The organism is Priestia megaterium, from assembly GCF_046599315.1.
Classification (GTDB): domain Bacteria; phylum Bacillota; class Bacilli; order Bacillales; family Bacillaceae_H; genus Priestia; species Priestia megaterium_F.
In genome coordinates this window covers 98,109-120,578 of sequence record NZ_JBKIKC010000010.1, presented here as the reverse complement: position 1 = coordinate 120,578, position 22,470 = coordinate 98,109, and the positions used below count along the sequence as shown (strand labels likewise).

At 32.6% G+C, this 22,470-nt stretch carries 19 protein-coding genes and 3 pseudogenes; 13 read left to right on the top strand and 9 right to left on the bottom strand.

The window, feature by feature from the left end:
- Positions 1-117: 117 nt before the first annotated feature.
- Positions 118-2,519: pseudogene (locus tag ACLHDF_RS23285) on the top strand (TIM-barrel domain-containing protein).
- A 1,186-nt stretch (positions 2,520-3,705) separates the two neighbouring features.
- The gene (locus tag ACLHDF_RS23280) at positions 3,706-3,903 is read left to right on the top strand and encodes an IDEAL domain-containing protein (protein ID WP_413920968.1); all 198 of its coding nucleotides are present in this window, start codon (positions 3,706-3,708) and stop codon (positions 3,901-3,903) included.
- Positions 3,904-4,510: 607 nt separating this feature from the next.
- On the opposite strand, the gene ACLHDF_RS23275 is transcribed toward ACLHDF_RS23280, so the two are convergent.
- Positions 4,511-5,101, bottom strand: a complete 591-nt coding sequence (locus ACLHDF_RS23275; protein ID WP_413920967.1) for a TetR/AcrR family transcriptional regulator — start codon at positions 5,099-5,101, stop codon at positions 4,511-4,513.
- 237 nt (positions 5,102-5,338) lie between these two features.
- Here ACLHDF_RS23275 and ACLHDF_RS23270 point away from each other — a divergent pair, with 237 nt between their 5' ends.
- From ACLHDF_RS23270 to ACLHDF_RS23250, 5 genes are all read left to right on the top strand, one after another.
- Positions 5,339-5,725 carry an alpha/beta fold hydrolase gene (locus ACLHDF_RS23270; RefSeq protein WP_413920966.1) on the top strand — a complete coding sequence of 129 codons (387 nt, stop codon included), beginning with the start codon at positions 5,339-5,341 and terminating at the stop codon, positions 5,723-5,725.
- Complete coding sequence (locus ACLHDF_RS23265; protein WP_413920965.1) at positions 5,697-6,110, top strand: alpha/beta fold hydrolase; 414 nt, start codon at positions 5,697-5,699, stop codon at positions 6,108-6,110. Before ACLHDF_RS23270 ends, ACLHDF_RS23265 begins: the two co-directional genes overlap by 29 nt.
- Before the next feature lie 46 nt (positions 6,111-6,156).
- Complete coding sequence (locus ACLHDF_RS23260) at positions 6,157-6,942, top strand: tyrosine-protein phosphatase (protein WP_413920964.1); 786 nt, start codon at positions 6,157-6,159, stop codon at positions 6,940-6,942.
- A gap of 873 nt (positions 6,943-7,815) precedes the next feature.
- Entirely contained in the window at positions 7,816-8,166 is a 351-nt protein-coding gene (locus ACLHDF_RS23255; protein WP_413920963.1) for a DoxX family protein, read from the top strand.
- A gap of 182 nt (positions 8,167-8,348) precedes the next feature.
- A complete protein-coding gene (locus ACLHDF_RS23250) occupies positions 8,349-8,552 on the top strand; it encodes a heavy metal-binding domain-containing protein (protein WP_413920991.1) in 204 nt (67 codons plus the stop codon).
- Positions 8,553-8,939: 387 nt separating this feature from the next.
- Here ACLHDF_RS23250 and ACLHDF_RS23245 read toward each other — a convergent pair.
- The 4 genes and pseudogenes from ACLHDF_RS23245 to ACLHDF_RS23230 form a co-directional block, all read right to left on the bottom strand.
- Positions 8,940-9,335 (bottom strand): annotated as a pseudogene (locus tag ACLHDF_RS23245) (Glu/Leu/Phe/Val family dehydrogenase); the annotation flags it as partial.
- A gap of 351 nt (positions 9,336-9,686) precedes the next feature.
- On the bottom strand, positions 9,687-11,033 hold the full coding sequence (gene brnQ, locus ACLHDF_RS23240) for a branched-chain amino acid transport system II carrier protein (RefSeq protein ID WP_413920962.1): 1,347 nt from the start codon (positions 11,031-11,033) through the stop codon (positions 9,687-9,689).
- Positions 11,034-11,316: 283 nt separating this feature from the next.
- Positions 11,317-11,544: a hypothetical protein gene (locus tag ACLHDF_RS23235; RefSeq protein WP_413920961.1), complete on the bottom strand. Its 228-nt coding sequence runs from the start codon at positions 11,542-11,544 to the stop codon at positions 11,317-11,319.
- A gap of 49 nt (positions 11,545-11,593) precedes the next feature.
- Positions 11,594-13,228: an APC family permease gene (locus tag ACLHDF_RS23230; protein ID WP_413920960.1), complete on the bottom strand. Its 1,635-nt coding sequence runs from the start codon at positions 13,226-13,228 to the stop codon at positions 11,594-11,596.
- 758 nt (positions 13,229-13,986) lie between these two features.
- On the opposite strand from ACLHDF_RS23230, the gene ACLHDF_RS23225 reads away from it, so the two are divergent.
- Together ACLHDF_RS23225 and ACLHDF_RS23220 are read left to right on the top strand one after the other, a co-directional pair.
- Positions 13,987-14,271 (top strand): AbrB family transcriptional regulator, encoded by a 285-nt coding sequence (locus tag ACLHDF_RS23225; RefSeq protein ID WP_413920959.1) that lies wholly within the window; start codon positions 13,987-13,989, stop codon positions 14,269-14,271.
- Between the two features lie 491 nt (positions 14,272-14,762).
- A complete protein-coding gene (locus ACLHDF_RS23220; protein ID WP_413920958.1) occupies positions 14,763-15,122 on the top strand; it encodes a winged helix-turn-helix transcriptional regulator in 360 nt (119 codons plus the stop codon).
- Between the two features lie 13 nt (positions 15,123-15,135).
- On the opposite strand, the gene ACLHDF_RS23215 is transcribed toward ACLHDF_RS23220, so the two are convergent.
- The gene (locus ACLHDF_RS23215) at positions 15,136-15,663 is read right to left on the bottom strand and encodes an NAD(P)H-dependent oxidoreductase (RefSeq protein ID WP_413920957.1); all 528 of its coding nucleotides are present in this window, start codon (positions 15,661-15,663) and stop codon (positions 15,136-15,138) included.
- A gap of 253 nt (positions 15,664-15,916) precedes the next feature.
- Here ACLHDF_RS23215 and ACLHDF_RS23210 point away from each other — a divergent pair, with 253 nt between their 5' ends.
- On the top strand, positions 15,917-16,513 hold the full coding sequence (locus tag ACLHDF_RS23210) for a dienelactone hydrolase family protein (RefSeq protein WP_413920956.1): 597 nt from the start codon (positions 15,917-15,919) through the stop codon (positions 16,511-16,513).
- Positions 16,514-16,704: 191 nt separating this feature from the next.
- Positions 16,705-17,415, top strand: a pseudogene (locus ACLHDF_RS23205) (IS6 family transposase).
- A 136-nt stretch (positions 17,416-17,551) separates the two neighbouring features.
- Here the strand turns inward: ACLHDF_RS23205 and ACLHDF_RS23200 are convergent.
- Positions 17,552-18,460: a DMT family transporter gene (locus tag ACLHDF_RS23200; protein WP_413920955.1), complete on the bottom strand. Its 909-nt coding sequence runs from the start codon at positions 18,458-18,460 to the stop codon at positions 17,552-17,554.
- A gap of 491 nt (positions 18,461-18,951) precedes the next feature.
- On the opposite strand from ACLHDF_RS23200, the gene hemA reads away from it, so the two are divergent.
- Positions 18,952-20,184 (top strand): 5-aminolevulinate synthase, encoded by a 1,233-nt coding sequence (gene hemA / locus ACLHDF_RS23195; RefSeq protein ID WP_413920954.1) that lies wholly within the window; start codon positions 18,952-18,954, stop codon positions 20,182-20,184.
- Positions 20,185-20,630: 446 nt separating this feature from the next.
- Here the strand turns inward: hemA and ACLHDF_RS23190 are convergent, their stop codons facing one another.
- Positions 20,631-21,167, bottom strand: coding sequence for a cysteine hydrolase family protein (locus ACLHDF_RS23190; protein WP_413920953.1), 537 nt, complete (start codon positions 21,165-21,167; stop codon positions 20,631-20,633).
- A 284-nt stretch (positions 21,168-21,451) separates the two neighbouring features.
- Here ACLHDF_RS23190 and ACLHDF_RS23185 point away from each other — a divergent pair, with 284 nt between their 5' ends.
- Positions 21,452-21,889, top strand: coding sequence for a UPF0715 family protein (locus ACLHDF_RS23185; RefSeq protein ID WP_413920952.1), 438 nt, complete (start codon positions 21,452-21,454; stop codon positions 21,887-21,889).
- Between the two features lie 74 nt (positions 21,890-21,963).
- On the opposite strand, the gene ACLHDF_RS23180 is transcribed toward ACLHDF_RS23185, so the two are convergent.
- Positions 21,964-22,446 carry a hypothetical protein gene (locus ACLHDF_RS23180; protein ID WP_413920951.1) on the bottom strand — a complete coding sequence of 161 codons (483 nt, stop codon included), beginning with the start codon at positions 22,444-22,446 and terminating at the stop codon, positions 21,964-21,966.
- Between the last annotated feature and the right edge of the window lie 24 nt (positions 22,447-22,470).

Here is a 22,470-nt window from a genome sequence, read left to right as displayed (position 1 = left end):
TATATGTCTTATTAAAGGCAGTACTTACTCTTGAACCAATTAGTTATTAGAGAGCATCTCTAATGATAGTTTAATCTTATTGGTTTTATAATATATGCACAGAAAAGGAGATATCAAATGAGCATTAAGGAGAATTATCGGTTTACTTTCATAAAAGAAAATAGCAATATTCTTGACTTTAAATTAATAGATGAAAGCATATATGCAAAAATTATGGTACTTGAAAAAGACATTATTCGGATCTTATTTACAGATGGAGAGAAATTAAAGCTTGATAAAACCTGGAGTTTGGCGCCGGACAGGCAGATGTTCCATTGGAGGGCCGCGATCGTTTGGATACAAACGGTTTTTCATTACCGAATTATGAATTTAGACGAAATGATAATGAATGCATTGTAGAAACATCAATGTTAAAGCTTCAGGTAGATTTAAATGGATTTAAAATCAGCTGGTTTTACCGTCAGGATTCTGAGTGGATCAACTTTGCAAATGATCGAAAAACACAGGCGTATAACTTTGATGGCTCACTTGGTCAGGGCATAGTTCATTATTTAAAGCGCGATTTAAATGAACAATATTTTGGGTTAGGGGAAAAGACAGGTCCAGTTGATAAACATGGAAAGCGCTATCGAATGCAGACAATTGATGCGATGGGATATGACGCGGAATATAGCGACCCTCTTTATAAACATATTCCATTTTATATTACGCGACAGAAGAAAACTGGATTTTCATTTGGAATTTTCTACGATAATTTGTCCAGTTCTATTTTTGAATTAGGTACGGAACTCGATAATTATCATGAGTTATACAGATATTATCGAGCTGAACATGGTGATCTAGATTACTATATTATTGGAGGTCCGAAAGTTAAAGACGTCACTCGGAAATTTTCATGGTTGACTGGACAAACAATCTTTCCGCCAAAATGGAGTTTAGGCTATTCTGGATCGACAATGAGTTACACTGATGCTCCAGATGCGCAAGTACAGTTAAACGAATTCCTAAAACTTTGTGAAAAACATGATATTTTATGTGATTCGTTCCAATTGTCATCAGGTTATACTTCAATCGATGATAAACGTTATGTATTTAATTGGAACCATTCAAAATTTCCCTCTCCAACAGAGATGGTACAGAATTTTCATGATAAGGATTTACGATTGTGTGCAAATATTAAACCGTGTTTATTAAAAGATCATCCTTTATTTAATGAGTTAAAAGAAAAAAAGATGTTCATAACTAATAGTAATACAGAAGAACCTGAAATGGCACAGTTTTGGGATGATATTGGTGCTTATTTAGACTTTACAAACAAAGAAACGTATGACTGGTGGAAAGGTCAAGTAAAAGAAAAACTGTTGGACTATGGAATTGATTCAACTTGGAATGACAATAATGAGTTTGAAATTTGGAGCAAAGATGCTACTTGTCACGGCTTTGGCAATAATAAAGAGTTTGAGCTGATTCGTGCGCTTCATCCACTTCTCATGATGAAGGCCTCCTACGAGGCCCAGTTAGAATACAATCCTGAATTGCGTCCATATCTAATATCACGTTCTGGTTCTGCCGGAATGCATCGTTATGTGCAAACATGGACTGGAGATAATCGTACCAGTTGGAAAACATTGAAATTCAACATTAAGATGGGGATAGGGTTAAGCTTATCGGGTATTTATAATTTTGGACACGATGTAGGCGGATTTTCGGGTCCTGCTCCTGAACCAGAGTTGTTCGTGAGATGGGTGCAAAATGGAATTGTGCATCCAAGGTTCACTATACATTCTTGGAATGATGACCAAACAGTTAATGAACCTTGGATGTATCCTGAAGCGCTGGAATCAATCAGGGAATTGATTAAATTTAGAACAAAGATCATTCCATATCTTTATAATGCGTTGCATGAGGCCCATGATAACTATCAGCCTATCATCCGACCGACATTTTATGATTTCGAGCATGATGAAACTACATTCGAAGAAAATGATGATTTTATGCTAGGTGAGTCACTCTTGGTTGCTTCTGTTGTTGAAAAGGGCAAGAGAGAACGAGAAGTTTATTTACCTGAAAATACTGATGGATGGTATGACCTTCATACGGGAAAATGGTATGAAGGAGGGAAAACAGTTATAATTCCTGCTCCTTTATACTATACGCCATTACTAGCTAAAGCAGGATCAATAATCCCAATTAATCAAGCAGAAGTCACTTTTGTAACAAAGAACGAGGATGAAAGAGGCTTTTTATTATTCCCTTCTAAAGGAAAAGGGAAATCTTCTTACAGGTTATATGAAGATGATGGTTTGACAAACAACTATTCACATATATTTACCTATATTAATGTTGAAATGGAGTCTACGGAAAGTGAGATTCAAATAACAATCCGCAAAGAAGGGTCCTATAAATTACCATATAACCAAATCACATTCCACCTACCAGAAAATGAACAGAGAAAATTAATCTTCAATGGAATAGAGCAGAACCGTAGCGATAGAACCTTTAATTATAAGTTAAACTAGATTCTTGCTAAATACTTTATCAAATAATCTAAGCTTATTATTTCTTCTATAACAATTATGAGTATTATATTTCATCTTTTATTTTGATGCCTACGGGCATCTTTTTTTGAATTTTATAAAATTCAAACCGGCCCTTTACTGTCGCAGATTCAGTTAATTTTTATTTTAGTTTTTATATACTGTTAAAGGAGAATACTATAACATGCAGCCTCCCGATAATTTAACTTTAAAAAAGTATGCTCAAACCATTTTCTACATTAGTTTTCTAATTTTTTTATATTTTTACTTTGTCTCTGGTTTTAATTATTCTTTAACAAGATATTGTTTTATTCTGTGCTTAATGACGGGAGTCTCCTTTCTAATTCGTGAATCACTTGATGATAATAAGGTACGTTAAATTATATATTAGTTAGGAGATTAATTAATGGGTTCTATGGCAAACACTTGAGAGGGATATGAAGAGATGAAAATAGCACATTTTCTAAGGGTGTATCATAAGATATACTCTTTTATAGTAACTGAAATAAATATATAAATAAAGGATGTAGAGTAATTAATAAATGATTTTCAAAAGGATATTATAATTACTTATATACAAATAGGTAATATTTAAATCTATAACATTAAATAAAAAACAACTACCGTATTTTATTAAAAAATACTTTATCTATTACCTGCATTGTAGAAAAATCGCCCATTTGTCGTCATATAGAGTAAAAGATGAAATATTAATTTTTATAAGTATGTTTATTCATTTACTTCTTTGTATAAAAGAAGTTTATTTTGTATTTTTGATTATAATTGTCTTATTAAAAATGTCTTAAAGTTAAATAACTATAAATTTTCTTTTGATTTACCGTGAATAAAAAAATTTCTCAAAATACGAGTAAAAGATAGATAATTATATAATAATAAGTGGTAATTGTAATTTAATTACATTATAATTAAGTGTTAGAACCTACATTATGAGAAGTTAATTTTCAGACTTACTTCAACAAATAAATAAAATAGTTCGTGTTTCCTTCTGGGTTTATAGATATGAAATGAAAATTAGAATAGCAAGGGATTGTAAATACAGAGGTTAAATATTATTCGATGTCTCACTTTATCTATCAATCTCGTATAAAAGATGTTAAAAAGGGTAATAATGTTTGAAAAAGAGAAAAGATAAAGGGGTTGATTTTCAATGGAAAATAACATTATTAAAGGAATGGATCGAGTTGATCCAAATTTACGTGATGAAATATTGGCTGAATTATTTCTGAATCAAATGATGAACAACTTCAAAAGAAGTAAGATCCTCGAGGAAATTGATCACTCCTTAAAGAGTAAAGATAAAGAAGCTTTTTTACGTTTAACAGAGGAACTTAAATCTGTATCTTAATAAAAAACACTATAATATAGAAGAAACTCATCAAAAAGAAGCCTTGTTATATAAAGACTAAGGCTTCTTTTTATTTTACATTTATATATATCTTTTTATAATGAATTAAAATCGTAATGAGAGAACCTATTGGTTCCAGTACAAGAACGGCCGGAATTTTCGTGTCAAAAATTAATTACTAATTATTTAACACCTGGATAGATACTATCGTCCTTACGGAAAAACTCATGATAGGCCCGAAAGGGAGCTGACTTCTCGTTGGTCTCTCGTAGGAACATAAGGTTGTGGCTATCTCCTGACGAAAGAAACGTACTGTTATGTATACCTCCATTTGGAGCGTCGGCGTATGTTTTACTTACCGATATGGTGGTGATGAAGATACAACATCAAATGGATCTGCAATGGGAGGCTTGAGCCGTACGGGTTGAAATGCTCCCCTAAGGTTCTTAGGGGAGTTAGGGGCAGTGATGTCCCTCGCTTACCCAACATATTAAGAACAAATACTTTATACAGTCTAAAAGAGAAACAGAAAAATCCCCCTCTAAGCCTAAAGTAAATTCAAAAGAGTTCCTTTTTGACGAATTTCCTTTCTATATGATTGAAATCCCTATTTAGTCAAGCCTATAGTTACATAATCAATTAGTTTATCCATTACTTTTGGAAAAAGGTCAGTGCCAATTTCCTCTTTATGTAATCGTAGCATCATGATGGCTTGGATGACTCCTACAATTACTTTTGGATTCTCTTGAGGTAAGACACCACGCTCAATCAAAATTTGGATTGCATCGATACCTCTTTGAGTTTGCCATTTGGTAAATTCCATCATCTGTTGTGGAAGCTTTCTTGTGAGTCTTTCATGTTCGTCGTTTTGAAAAACACGCTGAAGAAAGGGGTTGTCTTCAACAAATTTGAAAGATGTATGAAAAAAGGAAGTTAGTAACTCTTTAGGGGGAAGATTTTCACGAAAGAGTTCATTGAGTACAGTTTCTCTTACTTCTTCTTCGTTTTTTAAGATTTCAAAATAGAGCTCTTCCTTAGATTGAAAAAATTTATAGAAAGAACCTTTTGCAATTCCACATGCTTGTATAATATCATCAATACTTGTTTTAGCTAGCCCATATTGGATGAATAGTTCTCTCCCTTTTTCCATAAGGGATTGGTGAATATGTTCTTTTTCTTGTTCTGTAAATTTAGGCATAGAAAAACTCCTTTTGATATTTTTGTGACTTTTTATGGACATTTAGTCATATACTATTTATACTTATCTTAACCGTTATGCAAATAAAAGTAAACATTCTTAAATAATCATAATATTTTTTTGGATCTTATATGACCATATATACTATTTTGGTCATAAAATTAAAAATGATTCTTTATAAGAGGGTGAAAAAAATGTTAGAAAAAGTTTTTGATTCAGGAAAGATTCGTTTAAATTATGTTGAAACAAATCCTAATTCGTCTGATATATCTCCTTTGCTACTTCATGGCGGGACTGCTAGGTGGGCAAACTTTTAGTACTATTCTGCCTAATTTAGAAAAGCTAACCCATGTATATGCAGTAGATTTAAGAGGACATGGTAAATCTGGGAGAGGAGATAAAAATTACAGATTAAAAGATTATATGGAAGATATCTTTCTTTTTCTTAAAAAACATGTTAACAAACCGACACTTATATTTGGTCATTCACTTGGTGGAATGATTAGTCTTATGATGGCAGTTAACCACCCTACACTTATTACAGGGGTAATTATTGGTGATTCCCCCTTATCTATGACGGTTTTAAAAGGAGTTAATGAAATGGAGAGATATACTACACTCTAATCAAATGGTATTGACAAATCCTAAACCATTAATTAAAAACATTTCTAAACTTTCACATACAAGAACTCATTTGGTTAATGAAATGATAACAAACTTAACATACGTGGACCCAGGTGTACTAACAGCTATGATAGATCGGTTTGAGGAAACATACGCTGGATATCAAGTAGATAAGTTACTTCGTAGAATTCGATGTCCCGTGTTGCTCTTACAAGGCAATCCTGAATTAGGGGGGGTGGTAAGGGATAAAGATGTGCAAAAAGCATTAGAGATTTCCCCTAATTTACAACATAAAAAGATAAAGAATGCAGGTCATACTCTGCATTTAGAAAATAAAGAAGAAGTATTAGCCGTAATTGAACTTTTTATAAAAGCTTTCAAGTAAAGCAAAAGAAAAGGTAATCTGACTAAATAATAATGGAGAAATGAGAATGAAAACTGCAGAAAACATATACCAATTTGAAAATTTATATAATTTCCGTGACATTGGAGGCTTTAAAACCAAAGATGGTTGCTACATGAAGACCGGCATCCTATTCCGTTCAGATGAACTGTCTCGATTGTCTCAAAAAGATGTAGAAAGTTTTCATCAAATAAATATAAAGTCAATTTGTGATTTAAGGACACTTCAGGAACAACAATCAAAAGTCAGTCGTATCCAGACCGGAAAGGAAATTCAACTCCTAAACGTATCAATTCATGATAAGAGCAGAGAGTTTACGCATCTCGAATTCTTTAAGTTTCTAGTTAGTAAATCCAATACCATTGATTTTGAAAAAATAATGAAAGAAATGTATGACCATATGGCATTTGGTTGTTATAAGGAAATCAATGAAGTTATCACGTTTCTTTCAAATCAAAAAAATTTACCTGCTCTCATTCACTGTACCGGAGGGAAGGATCGTACTGGGTTTATATCAGCCCTTATCCAATTACTTGTAGGTGTGCCATATGAAACGGTGATAAATGAATACCTTTTATCTAATCAATTAATTGCGAAACGTATGAAAAAGGTAGAAACGTTTATTCGATGGATGAGTTTGTTCCAAATGTCTTCAGAGCGTGTAAAACCAATCTTAGAAGTTAGACGTGATTACTTAGAAGAAGTGTATAACAAGATTATGGGGCAATACGGTGACATTGAAAATTACCTTCGTCTGGCTTGTAAAGTTCCCCAAAGCAATTTAGAGAACCTTAAGCAATTATTGATTAAATAATGGAATCAACTATATCTTATGAATATAGAACGTAAGGAGGCGTTATGATGGATATGAGTAATTACCGGATTAGTGAAGAAGAAATAAAGAAGGCACAAGGTATTGGGTAGTAGATCCCAAAATAAAAAATTACTATGCTAAAACCTGTTTAACCTGAAATAAAGTAAGATAGCATGTTAATCAACGGTTCTCATGTTCCTTTTAAATCAATGAGAAAATCCTTTATTGGGGAGCTTTCCAGATAAAATAATTATTTAATAATAAGTAACATGTCAACTAATTATATAGATGAAATACTATCAATTAAAAATGGGGTGAATCGTTTGATTCTTAAGAAAAGTGCAACGTCCACATTATGTCTTTTCGGATTGCTTTTTGTGTTAATTTCAAATTACTTGTTATATCATTCCTTTTTTCAAATCAATTCATCATCTCCTAATTTAAAGGGAATGGTAGTAGGCTCTATTTTAAATTTAAGTCTCGTTGTTCCTTTATTATTTTTAGGCTGGCAACGTAAGTTCAGCTTGAAGTATTTTATTATGTTAATACCAGCAGGTCTCATTCTCGCACGTTTTATCATCCCAATAGAGCATTTGTCCTCTTTTGGGGCAGTTATATATGGTTGGGTGTTAAAGTAGAGGACATATTATTTGTACTTGAAATTTTATTTGATTGACAATATGTTAATTAGGATTGTATGAAGTATACACCTTTAGAAAAAGAAAAAATAATGAAATTTCCATATATAAGTTGTTTTTATTAAGGTGAACAGAGAGGGGATTTAGTATGAAGAGTCAAAAATATATTGATTTGAGTCATACCATTCAAGATGGCATTGTTACCTAAGAGGATTTTTAAAAGGAGTAAGTTTAGATGATGACTATTATGCAAGTAATTTTAGCCGTTTTTATTTTAGTGGGAGGTTTCATAAAACTTTTTCGTATACCGTTTCAGGTTGAACATTGGCAGCACTATCAATATCCATTATGGTTAATGTCTGTAATTGGAATTGTGGAACTTATTGGAGCAATAACAATGATTGGCGGTATTTGGAATCCATACTTGGTTTTTGTATCTGGCGTATTGTTTGTAATTCTCATGATAGGTGCCATACATGCCCATATTTTTCGGGCCCACCAACCCATTGAGATGATTATTCCTGCAACGATCTGTTTGATATTATCTATGATGGTGATTATGTGGAACTTTAAGTTGTTTTTCTAAGCTAATAGCTTTAGTCTGGTTAGGAATTTCAGGGGCACTTTTATCGACTTTTGCTAGATATATTCCTAACAAAGTCGTGTATTTGGGAATCATTGCTGTTGCAATTATAATTACATTTGGAGCAGCCCTTATAGGGCTCCCCTCACTTAGAAAAAGCAGAAAATAAAAGACTTTAAGAATGAATAACACCTCTCTCCGAATGGAGGGAGGTATGCTTTACTTCCGAGAATGTTAATTATGGTACGACAAGAAGTCGCTTTTATATAGTTATGCTTGAAGATTCAAGAAAGGAAGCTTTGGACCGGATGATTAAAAACGCCTATCAAATGGGTACAAACGCTATTGTGACGAGGAAATATGATTTTGGGGGAATTGATAAAAAATAGAAGAACGCCTTACTTTACAGGACAAGTCCATCCCAAATAGGTAAATTTCATTCATACATATACTACTTGGAATAGCTCCATAAGTTAGTCATTTAAAGAAACTGACTTTCTATGTTTCTAATTGCTAATGTTTCATCAAAACCGTTACTATAAAGTAGTAGATAAGCTAAATCAAGGGGTGTAGCAGCAAATTACCTCGGAAAGAATTTTATGTTCTTGTATTTTTAAAAGTTTCTCTTGCGTCCTTTTCCGTATTAAATTCAAACATAACAATATTATTGCTCTTTGAATAGGCATTGATTATAGTAATAACCCACATTACAAATTCCTCGCTTTAAATGTTATTAATAATTCTTTCTTTATAGAATTATAGAAAGCTCTTATATTTTATGCCCAACCTCGGAAACGTGAAGCTTCGGCTGATTTTGTTATTCCTATCATATAGGTAGCTAAACGCATATTAACTTGATATTCATGAGATGTCTGATAAATATTTTCAAAAGAATTAACCATGACTTTACGAAGTTTTTCAGCCACTTCTTTCTCTGACCAATAATATCCTTGATTATTTTGAACCCATTCAAAGTAAGAAACAGTGACACCGCCTGCACTTGCTAATATATCTGATACAAGGAGGATTTCTCTTTCATCCAAAATTTTTGTCGCTTCGGGAGTTGTTGGCCCATTTGCTGCTTCTGCTACAATCGAAGCTTTTATATTATGAGCGTTTTGTGCCGTAATTTGGTTTGAAACGGCTGCTGGTACAAGGATGTCACACTCTTTTTACTGTATAATTGATATTTCAATTCCTTACATTTTTTCAATAAGATAAAAGTTAGAGATTATTATAATGTTGAACTATTTAAACAGACTGAGTCATCAGTTAGAACGATGATTTGTAATCGTTTTCATTCATCCTTACCAAACGTAGCTTTAATTTATCATAGAGGCCACAGAAGCTGACAAAAACCTACAATAAATATTTTGAAATATAAAAAATGTGATTGTGATGCAAAGGTTATTTTTTACGTTTAACAGAGGACCTTAAACTCATATCTTGATAAAAGCAATATTGTAATAGAAGAAGCTATATGTCCCTTTCAAATGGGTGTAATCTTCGCACCAGAATCCTTATTATTTATTCAGTCTAGATGATCTGTAATTAAGAAGGATTTTTACTTGTACTATGCTAAAACCTATTAATCCTCCAATAATAGCTGGAACAATCCACCCTAGTCCTACTTTGTACATAGGGAGAACTCTAATGAAGAAACTATTAATGAATGAAATATGAATACCACCCGTATTTAATCCATCGAATAGACTAATAATAAATGTCAAAAGTAAGCTCCCTTGATAAACTTCAGTTTTTCCTTTAAATAAAGGATGAAAAAAAGTTAGGAAAATCAATACAATAGCTAATGGATAAATAGCTGTTAATAGAGGTTCAGAAATAGCAATTAATTGTGTTAACCCGATGTTAGCAACGATTGCACTAAAACCAGATAGACTAATAGCAAGTATTTTATAAGGTACCTTTGGAAATAGTTTATGAAAGAATGAAGAGCAAGAAGCAACAAGTCCTACACTAGTTGTTAAACAAGCTACCGTAATCATTAACCCTAATAATATTCCACCGTAAGCTCCAAAATAATAATTTGAGACTTTTACCAAAACAGTACCTCCGTTATCTAAGTGTCCAAGTTTTTCTACACTTGAAGCACCCATGTAAGAAAGAGCCGTATAAATGGTTATTAGGATAATGGCAGCAATTCCTGTTGCTTTTGCACAAATAGTCATAATTTGTTTTTTTGTTTTTGCGCCTTTTTCTTTAATAGCATTAATAATAATAATTCCAAAAACAAAAGCTGCAAGAGCATCCATTGTTAAATAACCTTCCTGAAATCCCTTGAAAAATGAATGAATTTTATAATTCTTTGTAGGTCCTTGGAAATCCCCAATCGGATGAATAAAAGCCACCGCCACAAGTATTCCAATAAATGTTAACTTAATAGGCGTTAGGACTTTTCCGATAATATTGACAATTTTAACAGGATTAAGTGAGAAAAAGCATGTGATGCTAAAAAAGATGATGGTAAAAATAAATAAAGGTATGTGGTCTAGATCTTCCGACAAAAAAGGTTTAACGCCTATCTCAAAAGAAACGGTTCCTGCTCTAGGTATGGAAAATAAAGGACCAATCGCTAAATAAAGTACGGTTGTAAACACAAGACCAAACACAGGGTGTACGCGACTTGCTAGTGACTGTACATCATCTTTCCCCGAAAAACCAAATGCTAACACACCAAGTAATGGTAACCCAACTCCGGTTACTAAAAATCCGGCATTAGCTGACCAAATATTTATTCCTGCTGATTGACCAAGCATTGGTGGGAAAATTAAATTTCCTGCCCCGAAGAATAGAGCAAATAACATTAAACCAATAACTACTGTAAATGAAAATGGCACTTTATCCGACATATAAAACCTCCATAAAATAACGACTTTCACTATTTTTATATAAATGAAACAAGAGAACGCAAGAATGTACAGTGTTTTTTAGAAAACTTTGCGGCCTTTTCATATTTTGACTTCTCGTGACATTACGATAGATAAGAATTCGACTTTTCCTATAGCCCTCGAACATATGAGAAAAGAGAAAAAGATGCCCTAGGCATCTAATAAGACAAGTAAAATATCTCAATAACATCGTTAAAAGAAGCTTTTGCTATTGTAAGCAAATTCCCTTTTTGACGAGTTTCTTCTATTCTAAATTATGCCCATGAGATGGGATGGACTTAAATCTTAAAATCTTTACATTTTGAATGAACACTCTTTCTTTTGTAGATATATCTAATTTAGCTAACCTTACAATTTCATCTGGATTATTAATGGATTGTATGACTATAGAATTATTAATTATTTTATTATTTTTTAATATAGAATAGTCTACTGTAAAGGTTTTTAACTTTCTTACCTTATTTTTCAACATAATAACTATCTCCACATACTTATAAAATACTTGCACTAGAAACCAATTTTTATACAGCTTTTTCTTTATCTAATTGGGACTCTATTGTTTTCTCCCTTAATCTCATTTCTTCATTTACTTTGGTGGCTTCCTTGAGGTATTCTGTTTTAAATCCACTTTTTACAGCCCAAGCATAAAAAACAAGAGACAAAAATGTAATGATAAGCATGTCCCAACCGTATGGAATAACATTTAGTCCACCAAACTTTTCACTTCCTAAATATGAAATAATCATCATACATAATAAGTAAGTAACCATCCAAAGTCCTGCTAGGAAGTTCTTTTGAAACCCTTTCCATTTCAACTTTGCTTGATAATAAAAGTAAATAGGAAGACCCATCATAATAATGAATAACACCTGTCCTGTAAGTGGCCATCTCGCCCAGTACAGAGTTAATGACGCAAATATAAAACCCAGTGGTGCAATAATACTTAATCCTTTTAGACGTAATGGTCTGTAGAACTCTTTCCCCGTTCTTCTTAACGTCATGGCTGTAACAGGCCCGGTAATATAAGAGATTAATGTCGCAACCGAAATAATTTCAGCTAATACACCCCAACCTCTAAATAGAAATAAGAAAATGAATGATACGGCTAAATTGAAAAACATTGCTTGACGTGGCACACCATAAATAGGATGCAATTTCCCTAAAACACCAGGTAAATATTTATTCTTTTCCATACCGTATATCATACGAGATGTGGTAGCCGTATAGGTGATTCCCGTTCCAGAAGGAGAAACAAATGCATCGGCGTACAATACAATAACAAGCCAGTTAATACTTAAAGCAATAGCCAAATCAGCAAATGGAGAATTGAAATTAAGGTGACTCCATCCATGAACAACCATAGAAGGATCAACTGCCCCAATAAACGCAACCTGTAATAAGATATAAATAACGGTAGCAATTAGAATCGATCCTACTACAGCTAATGGAATAGAACGCCCAGGATTCTTTGCTTCTCCAGCCATATTAATAGGGCTTTGAAAACCATTAAATGCAAATACAATACCGGACGTTGCTACCGCCGTCAGTACGCTTGCCCAACCATTTGGCGCGATGCCTTCTCCAGACGTAAAATTTTCACTATGAAAACCGGCAAATAAAAGTGATCCAATTGTTAAACCAGGAATCACTATCTTAAAGATAGTGATGAGTGAATTTGCTTTGGAAAAGAGACCTACTGTCCAAAAATTTAGTAAGAAATAAATAAGTAATAAAACAGAAGCAATGCCTAATCCAGGTAAAGTAAGCGTTCCATTTTTCACTAAACTACTTGTCCACTTTGCCCATTCCCAGGGCCAAGAACTCATGTATTGTACAGAGGCAACAGCTTCAACTGGGATAACAGATACAATAGCAATCCAATTTGCCCAAGCAGCAATAAATCCAAGAAACGATCCATGAGAATATTGTGTATATTTAACCATACCTCCTGCTTCCGGAAACATGGATCCAAGCTCGCTGTAAGAAAGTCCAATAAATAAAATAACAATCATACCGATAATCCATGAAATAATAGCAGCAGGGCCAGCAATTTGAGCTGCTCTCCATGCCCCGAATAACCAACCTGAACCAATGATTGAACCTAGTCCAACCATCGTTAAAGAAAAAGTTCCCATCCTACGATGTAAATGATTCATTTTTTAACCTCTCTCATATAAGTTGTAGTGACTATAGAAAGACTATTACATCCCCCAAAGTCCCTTTCCTTGTAAGGGAGGGATTATAGTAGATATCGTAGTCTGCTTAGCTTCAAAAGGAGTTGATACATCAGCGTAACTTGAAGAGATAGCGATACTCCTCTAAGTCATTAATAAGGATACAATGAGAGCAACTTTTTTCTGTAGTTAGTTTATAAATATCTTCACTCCATTGAAGTGTAATTAAGAAAAGATAAACTACTATTAAACGCTTTCATTCTTCTCTAGCGAAGTTGTATCTTTAATTTATAATAGGAACTATATAATCATACAGAAAACTACAAAAAATTATAAATTTTCCAAATTACTTTTTATAAATGATTCGATAGGAAAGAAGTGCGTATTTTCCATTATTTAGATATAGAAACATTTAATTTTATCAAATATGGATTTAAATAATTTTTTACATATAAATAATCTAATGGATATTATTGGATGATTTTATGTAGATTTTTGTTTAATTCTGTAGTTTGTATTATAAAATGAGACTTAATAAATCTTTGTTATTAATTTAAATTCATATATTACTTTTATTAAAAGAAAATAAACAAGAAAAAGATAATGAGGTAATATAATACAGTTTTGTGATGAAAGTTACTCCAGTAAAAAATTCTCTTATGGAGATAATTTGTCATCAAAATCCAATGAATTAATAACCATTATTAAATTAAAAAATAATTTAAAGTAGGAGTGAGAAAATGAAAAAAATAGGGCTGATTAAGGGGTTAGGTAAATTTGGACGTGTCACATTCCCTAGTGAACTACGACGAACCTTAGGAATAAAAGGCAGTGAGAGTTATGTAGAGATGTCTATAGAAAATGAAGCAATAATTATCGAAAAATGTGGTGAAAGTAAACCCTGTGCTATCACTGGTAAGGTAAGTGATAAAAATAAAGTGTATATAGGTAATATCGTGCTAAGCTCAGAAGGAGAAAAGATTTTATTACAACAATTAATTGATATAAAAAAACAGATTGAGTGACCATTCTTTTATCTTTATCTTCTAGGAGCTACATTCCTTTCAAAATATATTGGCTCGGCTCTTACGTTGCAATGCCACTTGCTGCTGTATTATCTTCACACATTAATATGCTAAGGTTTCAGATGTAGACTTACATATCACTCTATACAATTTCAGGGTTTATTTGTAAGGTACCATAATGTCGCTTATCCGTATTCAATAAAAAAAGCTATCTCGGAGTAGAACACCATAATAATATGGTAGGCAACAGATTTATTACGTTAAAAGACGCAAGAGAAATTATTTTTTAAACAATTAAAAACTTTCATAGGAATAAAAAACAGCCTTCTAACGGCCGTTTTTTATTCCTAGAACCCTGATTAAGATGATTACGATAACTAAAAATGCATAGAGTATACAAGCTGAATAAAGGCATCATTTCTGTTAAAATGTAATTATAAAGTATGCATCTTTATATTACATACTGGCTTATCAGAAGGAGAGTGGAACCTATGAGTGAAACCTGTGTTCCAACCGGTGTAGAACTAAAAAACACTGGTTTTGGATATACCTTGTCTTTAATAGGTGGTAAATATAAAATGATCATTATGTATTGGCTAGCTGAAAATAAGGTTATGCGACATAATGAGTTGAAACGATGTATCGGTACCATTTCCTATAAAACGTTAAGCGTTATGTTAAAAGATCTTGAGAGAGATGGTCTTATTATACGTAAGGAATTTCCACAAATACCTCCAAAAGTTGAGTATTCATTATCTGAACGTGGTCTTTCCCTTATTCCCTTGTTAGATATGATGTGTGAGTGGGGAGAGAAAAACAGTTTGTCAGCTTTGGAGACTGTACAACAATAGATAAAACTACTTCTTATAGGTTCTCAATAAAATTGAAATAATCTTGGGCACTTTTTTTCACTTCACTTGCAGCAGGTTCATATTCTGCTCCATAAAAAGCAAAGAACGAACGATAATCTGCGTTGCAATACAGAGCTGTGGTTTTAAACGGAACCAATACTTCATCAAGTGTATGCTGATATCTTCCACTTTCACTATAGTCTTCTTTTTTAATCCCTGCAGACACAGCAAAAGCAACTTTACGATTCTTTAATTTCTCTCCTGTTGAACCATAGGCCCATCCATAAGTTAAAACATCATCCATCCATTTTTTAAAAAGAGGTGGACAATTAAACCAATATACAGGAAACTGAAAAACTAGATTTCCATGAGATTCAACCAATGTTTGTTCTTTTTCCACGTCTATGTTGCCATTAGGATAAACTTTATATAATTCGTGAATTGTATATTTTTCTGAATGTTTTTTGAGTTCTTCTACCCAGCTCTTATTAATAACTGATGTTTCTAAGCTTGGGTGTGTTACGATAACAAGAGTTTTCAAAATTATTCCTCCTTAATATTAATTACATTTCGATTATAAAACTCCTACTACAGATATGTAAGTACGCACTTTTAGTACAGGTACTTACCTTTAGGTAAGTGTTTCCTACTAAGTAATCATTACAATAACAACCCTGGAGTTATTAACTCTAAGGTTGTTATGCTATAGCCCCAATAATACACTGTATGGGAAGTAGAAATAAAACTGAATTGTATATAAACTAAATATAAAGCGTCTTGATAGGAGGATCATGATGAAGAATCATAATATGGCGATTGTACTAGTTCATGAAATATACGGAGTTAACGAACATATGAAATATATGAAGGAGATATTATCAAAATTAGGGATAGATATAATATGCCCTAATTTATTACATAAAGAAATTCCTTATTCGTATAGAGAAGAAGAATTTGCTTATGAAAATTTCACTCAAAATGTTGGATTTGAAAAGGGAGTGCACCAAATTAATAATGTTATAACCGAACTAAAACAACGATATAGGAGAGTCGGAGTCATTGGATTTAGTGTTGGGGCAACAATAGCATGGTTATGTGGTGAAAATAAGATATGTGACTTTGTAATAGGTTGTTACGGATCACGCATACGGAATTATGTAGATGTTGAGCCTACATGTCCTACATTACTTGTATTTGCAAATAAAGAAAAAGCATTCGATACCCATGATCTAGTGGACATGTTAGAGAAAAAAAGATATTTGTTTTTGGAAGTGAAAAGTTTTGAAGGATCTCATGGATTTATGGATCCATTTTCAGATAATTACAAGAAACTATCAGCCCATCTGGCTTTGCGACATATAAATGAATTTGTACAGAAACAATTAAGTTAAAGCCTCCTATAAAATGACATTATGATGCGACAAGAAGTCGCTTTTATATAGTGTGACTCACACTACTAGTTTAGACGCAAAAACTATCGCCGTCCAAAACAGTTTTGGTGCAAAAACTTCAAGGCCATTTTCGTTAATCTCCTAAACTTGGACAAACTGATACTATTACTCTAAAAAGGTGTGTGATCAGTATGGAAAAGCAAAATCTATTCAAATGGAAACATTATCAACCCGATATTATTTTATTAACCGTGAGATGGTATCTACGGTACACCCTCAGTTTTCGTGATGTAGTCGAAATAATAGAAGAACGCGGACTATCTATGGTTCATGCAACAATCATGCGTTGGGTTTATCAATATGGTCCTGAATTAGATAAGCGAGTTAAGAGTAATCTTAAGCCAGCGAATGATTTTTGGCGAGTAGATGAGACATATGTGAAAATCAAAAGTCAATGGATGTATCCGTATCGTGCAATTGATTCTAAAGGAAATACAATTGATTTTTATCTAAGTAAAACAGGAGATCATAAAGTTGCAAGGTGTTTCTTCAGGAAGGCTTTGCAGTCTCTTCATTTTTCAAAGCCTCGTGTCCTAATCGTCGATAAAAACCCAGCGTATCCTATAGCCAATAAAGAGTTGAAAAACGAAAGAAAGATGCCTGTAGGCATCCAAGTAAGGAAAGTGAAATATCTCAATAACATAGTAGCATAAGATTATCGTTTTATTAAAAAACGAATTAGACCAATGTTAGGATTGAAATCCTTCCACACAGCTACATATATCTATTATTTTTGGAATAAAAGCTATGCATATCATTAAAAAGGGCAACTTACTTCATGGAACCAGTCTGTCCAAGATCAAGTGAGGTTCCTCCATCAACTATTTGGAATTGCTGCCTAAGACCAGATCCCACTAGAAAACTTTTTTCCTCTTTATATCTCCATAAGTATTTGCGCTAGAACCCTTTTCAGTCCAATCACCTTTGTTTTAATCTAATGCTGCTTAAAAATAGATAAGAGGTATCTTATAGTATGCATCATTTATTTATAGTATTTATTTTAATCTTCCTTTTAAATATGTATGACCCTATACCTAGGGCTATACCAGCTCCTAAACAACTACAAATACATCCAACTAGTAGATAAATAGATGGCTCTGACTCACCAATAGCAACTGATGCAATTCCTGCTATAGCTGGGAAGAGCGCTACCATATAACCACTTTTAGCACCGCCAATTCGCTCTACGAGTTTTAAATAAAATAACCACGCTCCAAAAGAGGCAATAAGAGTAAGGTAAAGCAATCCAGACCAATAAGACACAGAATTTGGAAAGCTAATTACTTGTCCTTTAGAAAGTGCAAATGTTCCTAATAATACCCCTCCAACGGTAAATCCTAAGGCATTGGCATATAATGGATGAACCTTCTTCTTAGCATTTCTAGCTGATGTAGCATCTCCTATAGCTGTTATTATAGTACCTAATAAGGCAATTAGTATCCCTTTTAAATCAGAGAAACTATGAATATCGTCCATACTTGGATAAAGTAAAATACAAACTCCTATAACTCCTAGTATCCCTCCAAATAAAATACGTGGATGGAACTGTTCCTTTAAAAATACCCGTAGTGCAATCGGTGTTAAAATTACTTTTAATGAAAAAATCAACGTAACCATAGCTGCTGAACTTAAGATAGTCGCATAATAAAGACATAGATAACTTAACATAAAGTTACAAACACCAAATATAACAATAAAAGGTATATCGTTTCGTTTTGGTTTGTTTTTAGGACGTAAGAATGCGCTTAGAATAATGAATAATACAGCTGTAATTAAAAGTCGGTAAGTTAAAGAAAGCTCTAGGCTAGTAGGGGTACCTTGAATTTTTACAGCAATAAAATTAAGCCCCCAAGCAAATAAACAAAAGATGTACATAAAGTTAGTCATATGCTGAACTCCTTTTCGATTTAAAAAGATTATATAATAAACCAATTAAATAGTAACACAAATAAAAAGAAATAATATCTATAAAAGGTAATATATATAAATTTGTTTTTAGTTGTAAATTGCAATTAAATCACTCAAAAATAAGAATATATAATCATTTAATTCACAAAAATAAAAAAGAAAACCATACAGATATATTAGTTATTTTCTAGTTTTTAATATCTTTGTACCTAAAACGTACTAATAGGCATACAATATTATCCTGAAGATAATATTTAAATGCTGTTATTCCCTCAAAATAGAGATAAAACAGGTAATGAAGGCCTTTTATTTTATTTTTCAGAATTTTTATTAATATGCTAATATTTTAATTTACATTGACAAAAATACAAATTTGTTATTATAGTGAATATATTCAAAAAATATCCAAGGTAATTTTTGTATTTTTTGACCGAGAAATTTTTAATGGTGTTACAGGGGGATTACATATTATGTACGAGATGATTGTAAGAGACAAGTTAGAGGGGCTAAAAAAAAGTGGTCAATATCGTGAATTTGTGACCATTAATCGAATAAGTGGACAATATCCTTTAGCAAATTTAGATGGTACACAAGACGGAAAACCTGTTGTTGTTTGGTGTAGTAATGATTATTTAGGGATGTCTCAACATCCAAAAGTAACAGAAGCAATGCACAATGCTATTGAAATGTACGGTGCTGGATCTGGAGGATCACGAAATATTGGAGGAACTCATTACCTATACACTCAGTTAGAAAAATCACTGGCTGAATGGCATGGTAAAGAGGCAGCTCTAGTTTTTCCTACAGGGTATGGTTCAAATGATGCGACAATACAATGCTTATTAAGACTTCTTCCGAACTGTATAATCTTTTCAGATGAAAAAAATCATGCTTCAATTATTAATGGTATACGTAGTACATCAGCCGACAAAGCTATCTTTAGGCATAATGATGTAGCTCACTTAGAAGAATTACTAGCTGAGCAACCTATTGACCGTCCTAAAATTATTGTCTTTGAATCTATTTATTCTATGGATGGAGATATCTCACCGATTGCTGAGATTATAAATCTTTCCAAGAAATATAATGCTCTTACTTTCTTGGATGAAGTTCATGCTATTGGAATGTACGGGCCTAGGGGTTCAGGTATTGCTGCACAATTAGGAGTTGCTGAGCAAGTTGACTTTATTCAAGGAACAATGGCTAAAGCAATTGGTATTATTGGAGGATATATAACTGCTTCGGCCTCACTTATAGATGCTGTAAGATCTTTTGCATCTGGTTTTATTTTTACAACTTCATTACCTCCAGCAGTTGTAGCTGCTTGCCATACAAGCATAGAACATTTAAAAACCTCTGAAGCAGAAAGAACATCTTTACAAAATAAAACCAATATTTTAAGAGAAAGTTTAAACAAAGCTGGTATTCCCATCATGGATTCTAGTGAAACACATATCCTTCCTGTTCTAGTAGGAGATGCAGCTAAATGTAAGGAAGCAGCTCAAAGATTATTAAAGAGTCATGGTGTATACTTACAGCCTATTAACTCACCAACAGTAGCAGTAGGAACTGAACGCTTTAGAGTGAATGTTACTCCTAATCATTCTGAAGAACAAATAACTCATCTTACTGAAGCTTTAGTAGAAGTGTTTCAATATTTTGATATTCCTTTTACTCATACTAAAGAATTAGCATACGTCTAATAACTAATTTGATATATGTTAAAATAACGGAAATATTTTTCCTTTTTCATCAAGAAACTGTTTAAAAAAACCTTTTACTAATAATGTAAAAGGTTTTTTGTTGCTCGTTTATTTTATTATATGACCTCTTGTACAAACGGCCGAATAGCAACTTGATGGCGGACGTTTCTAATAGAGAAGTTATTGAGGAGTTAAGCAAACTACTCCATATGCTATATAAGTATCTCCAATTCAGGATCCACTTTCTCCTTTTTATGGCGTAAACTGATTAAGACGCTGTAAGACATCTATCCAATTCATTAAAATCCTTATTGTTTTAGGCATAAAAACTCTTGAGTAGTTATCATGTATTTTTATGATTTATTGTTACCATGACAAACATTCTAGGAACAAAAAACAGCCTTTAAATGGCTGTTTTTATTCATGTGATAAGTTATCTTATTAGCTTAAAATATAACTTCGTTTACTTGTTTTAGTGTAACGAACCTGCCACCTAGCACATTATTATGATGTTCTACTATTTTAGAAGCTGACAGCACAGCCGTATCAAACGTACTATGGGCATCTTTAACTAAGATATTCTCTTTATAACCTAAACTATATGCTCTTCTACAAGTAGTATCCAAACAAAATTCAGTTTGCATACCTGCAATGACTAATCGTCCAATTTCAAGTTCCTGAAGTTTTTTATGTAGAGTTGTTTGATAAAATGCGTCCCAAGAAGATTTTTGAATAACTATGTCTGTTGGTAAGGGGCGAACATCCTGATGGATTTCCCATGTGACTTTTCCTTCACTAAGCATACTACCGGAACTAGGGTCTGTATGCTGTATATAGATAATTGGTACATTAGATTGGTACGCTTTTTCCCTTAGAGAAGTAATATTTTGAAGCACTTGCTGTTCATTCCATAAAGATCCACCTTCATAAGAAAACATGATGTTTTGAACATCTATAAGTAACAAAGCCGTTTTTTTACTCATTTGATTGTATCCCCCCTATTGAGTTGTGTGGCAAAAAATTCAAAGTAATATTATATCAAATTAAAATCTCATGTTATATAGCTTGATCCTGCAAAATCAAACCTTCTTTAAAATGTATATAGTATATAAGGTTAATTAACATAATGTGATTTATCGTTATCCAATCTTCATAGAGTTGATTTTAAAGTACTTATCCATAAAAAGAAGAATATTTAATTTGGTGTTCTTCTTTTTTTATAAAATTAATTTACTTTAAAAACATTGATGCGACTATAAAGCCTATAATGGTTAAAAGGATAAGTATTCCATTAGCCTTAAACTTTATAAATACGGAGGATATTATGATTCAAAGATATGTATTGTCTATATTGCTATCTTCAATTTGTCTATCTTTATTGTATTTAATTATTGAATACGGAGTTAAAGATCTTATTTCACCTGCATTGCCATTCAGTACGATTATAAGTACAATAGTTTACTTCATTTTATATACAGTTTTTGGGCTGCCTACATCTCTATTTATAATTAAAAAATTACCGAGATTTAGTATAATAAGCTTACTGTGCTATTTATTAATATTTTCTATTGTTTACTATATTTTTTATACTTTAACTTATAATCCTGTTCCATTTATAAAAAACTTTGAGGTTTACATTTATATAGTTAGTACATCAATTGTTTATTGGTTTTGGTGCAATATTATGGTGTCAAAACCTAGCTAATAAAAGGTTTTGAAGTCAGTTAATAATTGTATACGATATGCAAAATTAGTTTACATAAAACGTCTTATAAGAACTTATTCAAAGTCTTCAGGAGACCAAATAGCTATATCATCGCCTGGAACGGCAACTAAAAGCCACTCATTGTCGCTTCCTCCCCAATGATCACCTAGTTGCCAGCATTCATAGTTTGGATCATGACCATTCACAAACAAAATGCTACCTGATTCAAATAAAATAATGAGATGGGGCGACCGATGACCTAAATGTACATCCACTATTTTTTGTCTTTTGACATCCCAAATATGCTTAAAGTGATGCTCGTCGGTATGTGTGGGGACTTCTCTCTCCGAAGATGGATAGACAAGTGGGACCTCATTATATACCGTCCACGCTGTTTCAATCGTTAAAATGAATGCATCATCTTCTTTTCGATCATAGTGAGTAAAGATTAATGAAATGGCGGAAACCTCAGACGCGAACTTTATTCCATCCATTTGACTACCAACAAGTAAATACTTTAACGCTTTCTCTGCGAATCTCCGATTCTCTATTTTCAAAGTCGTTTCTCCTTTAACGTTTTT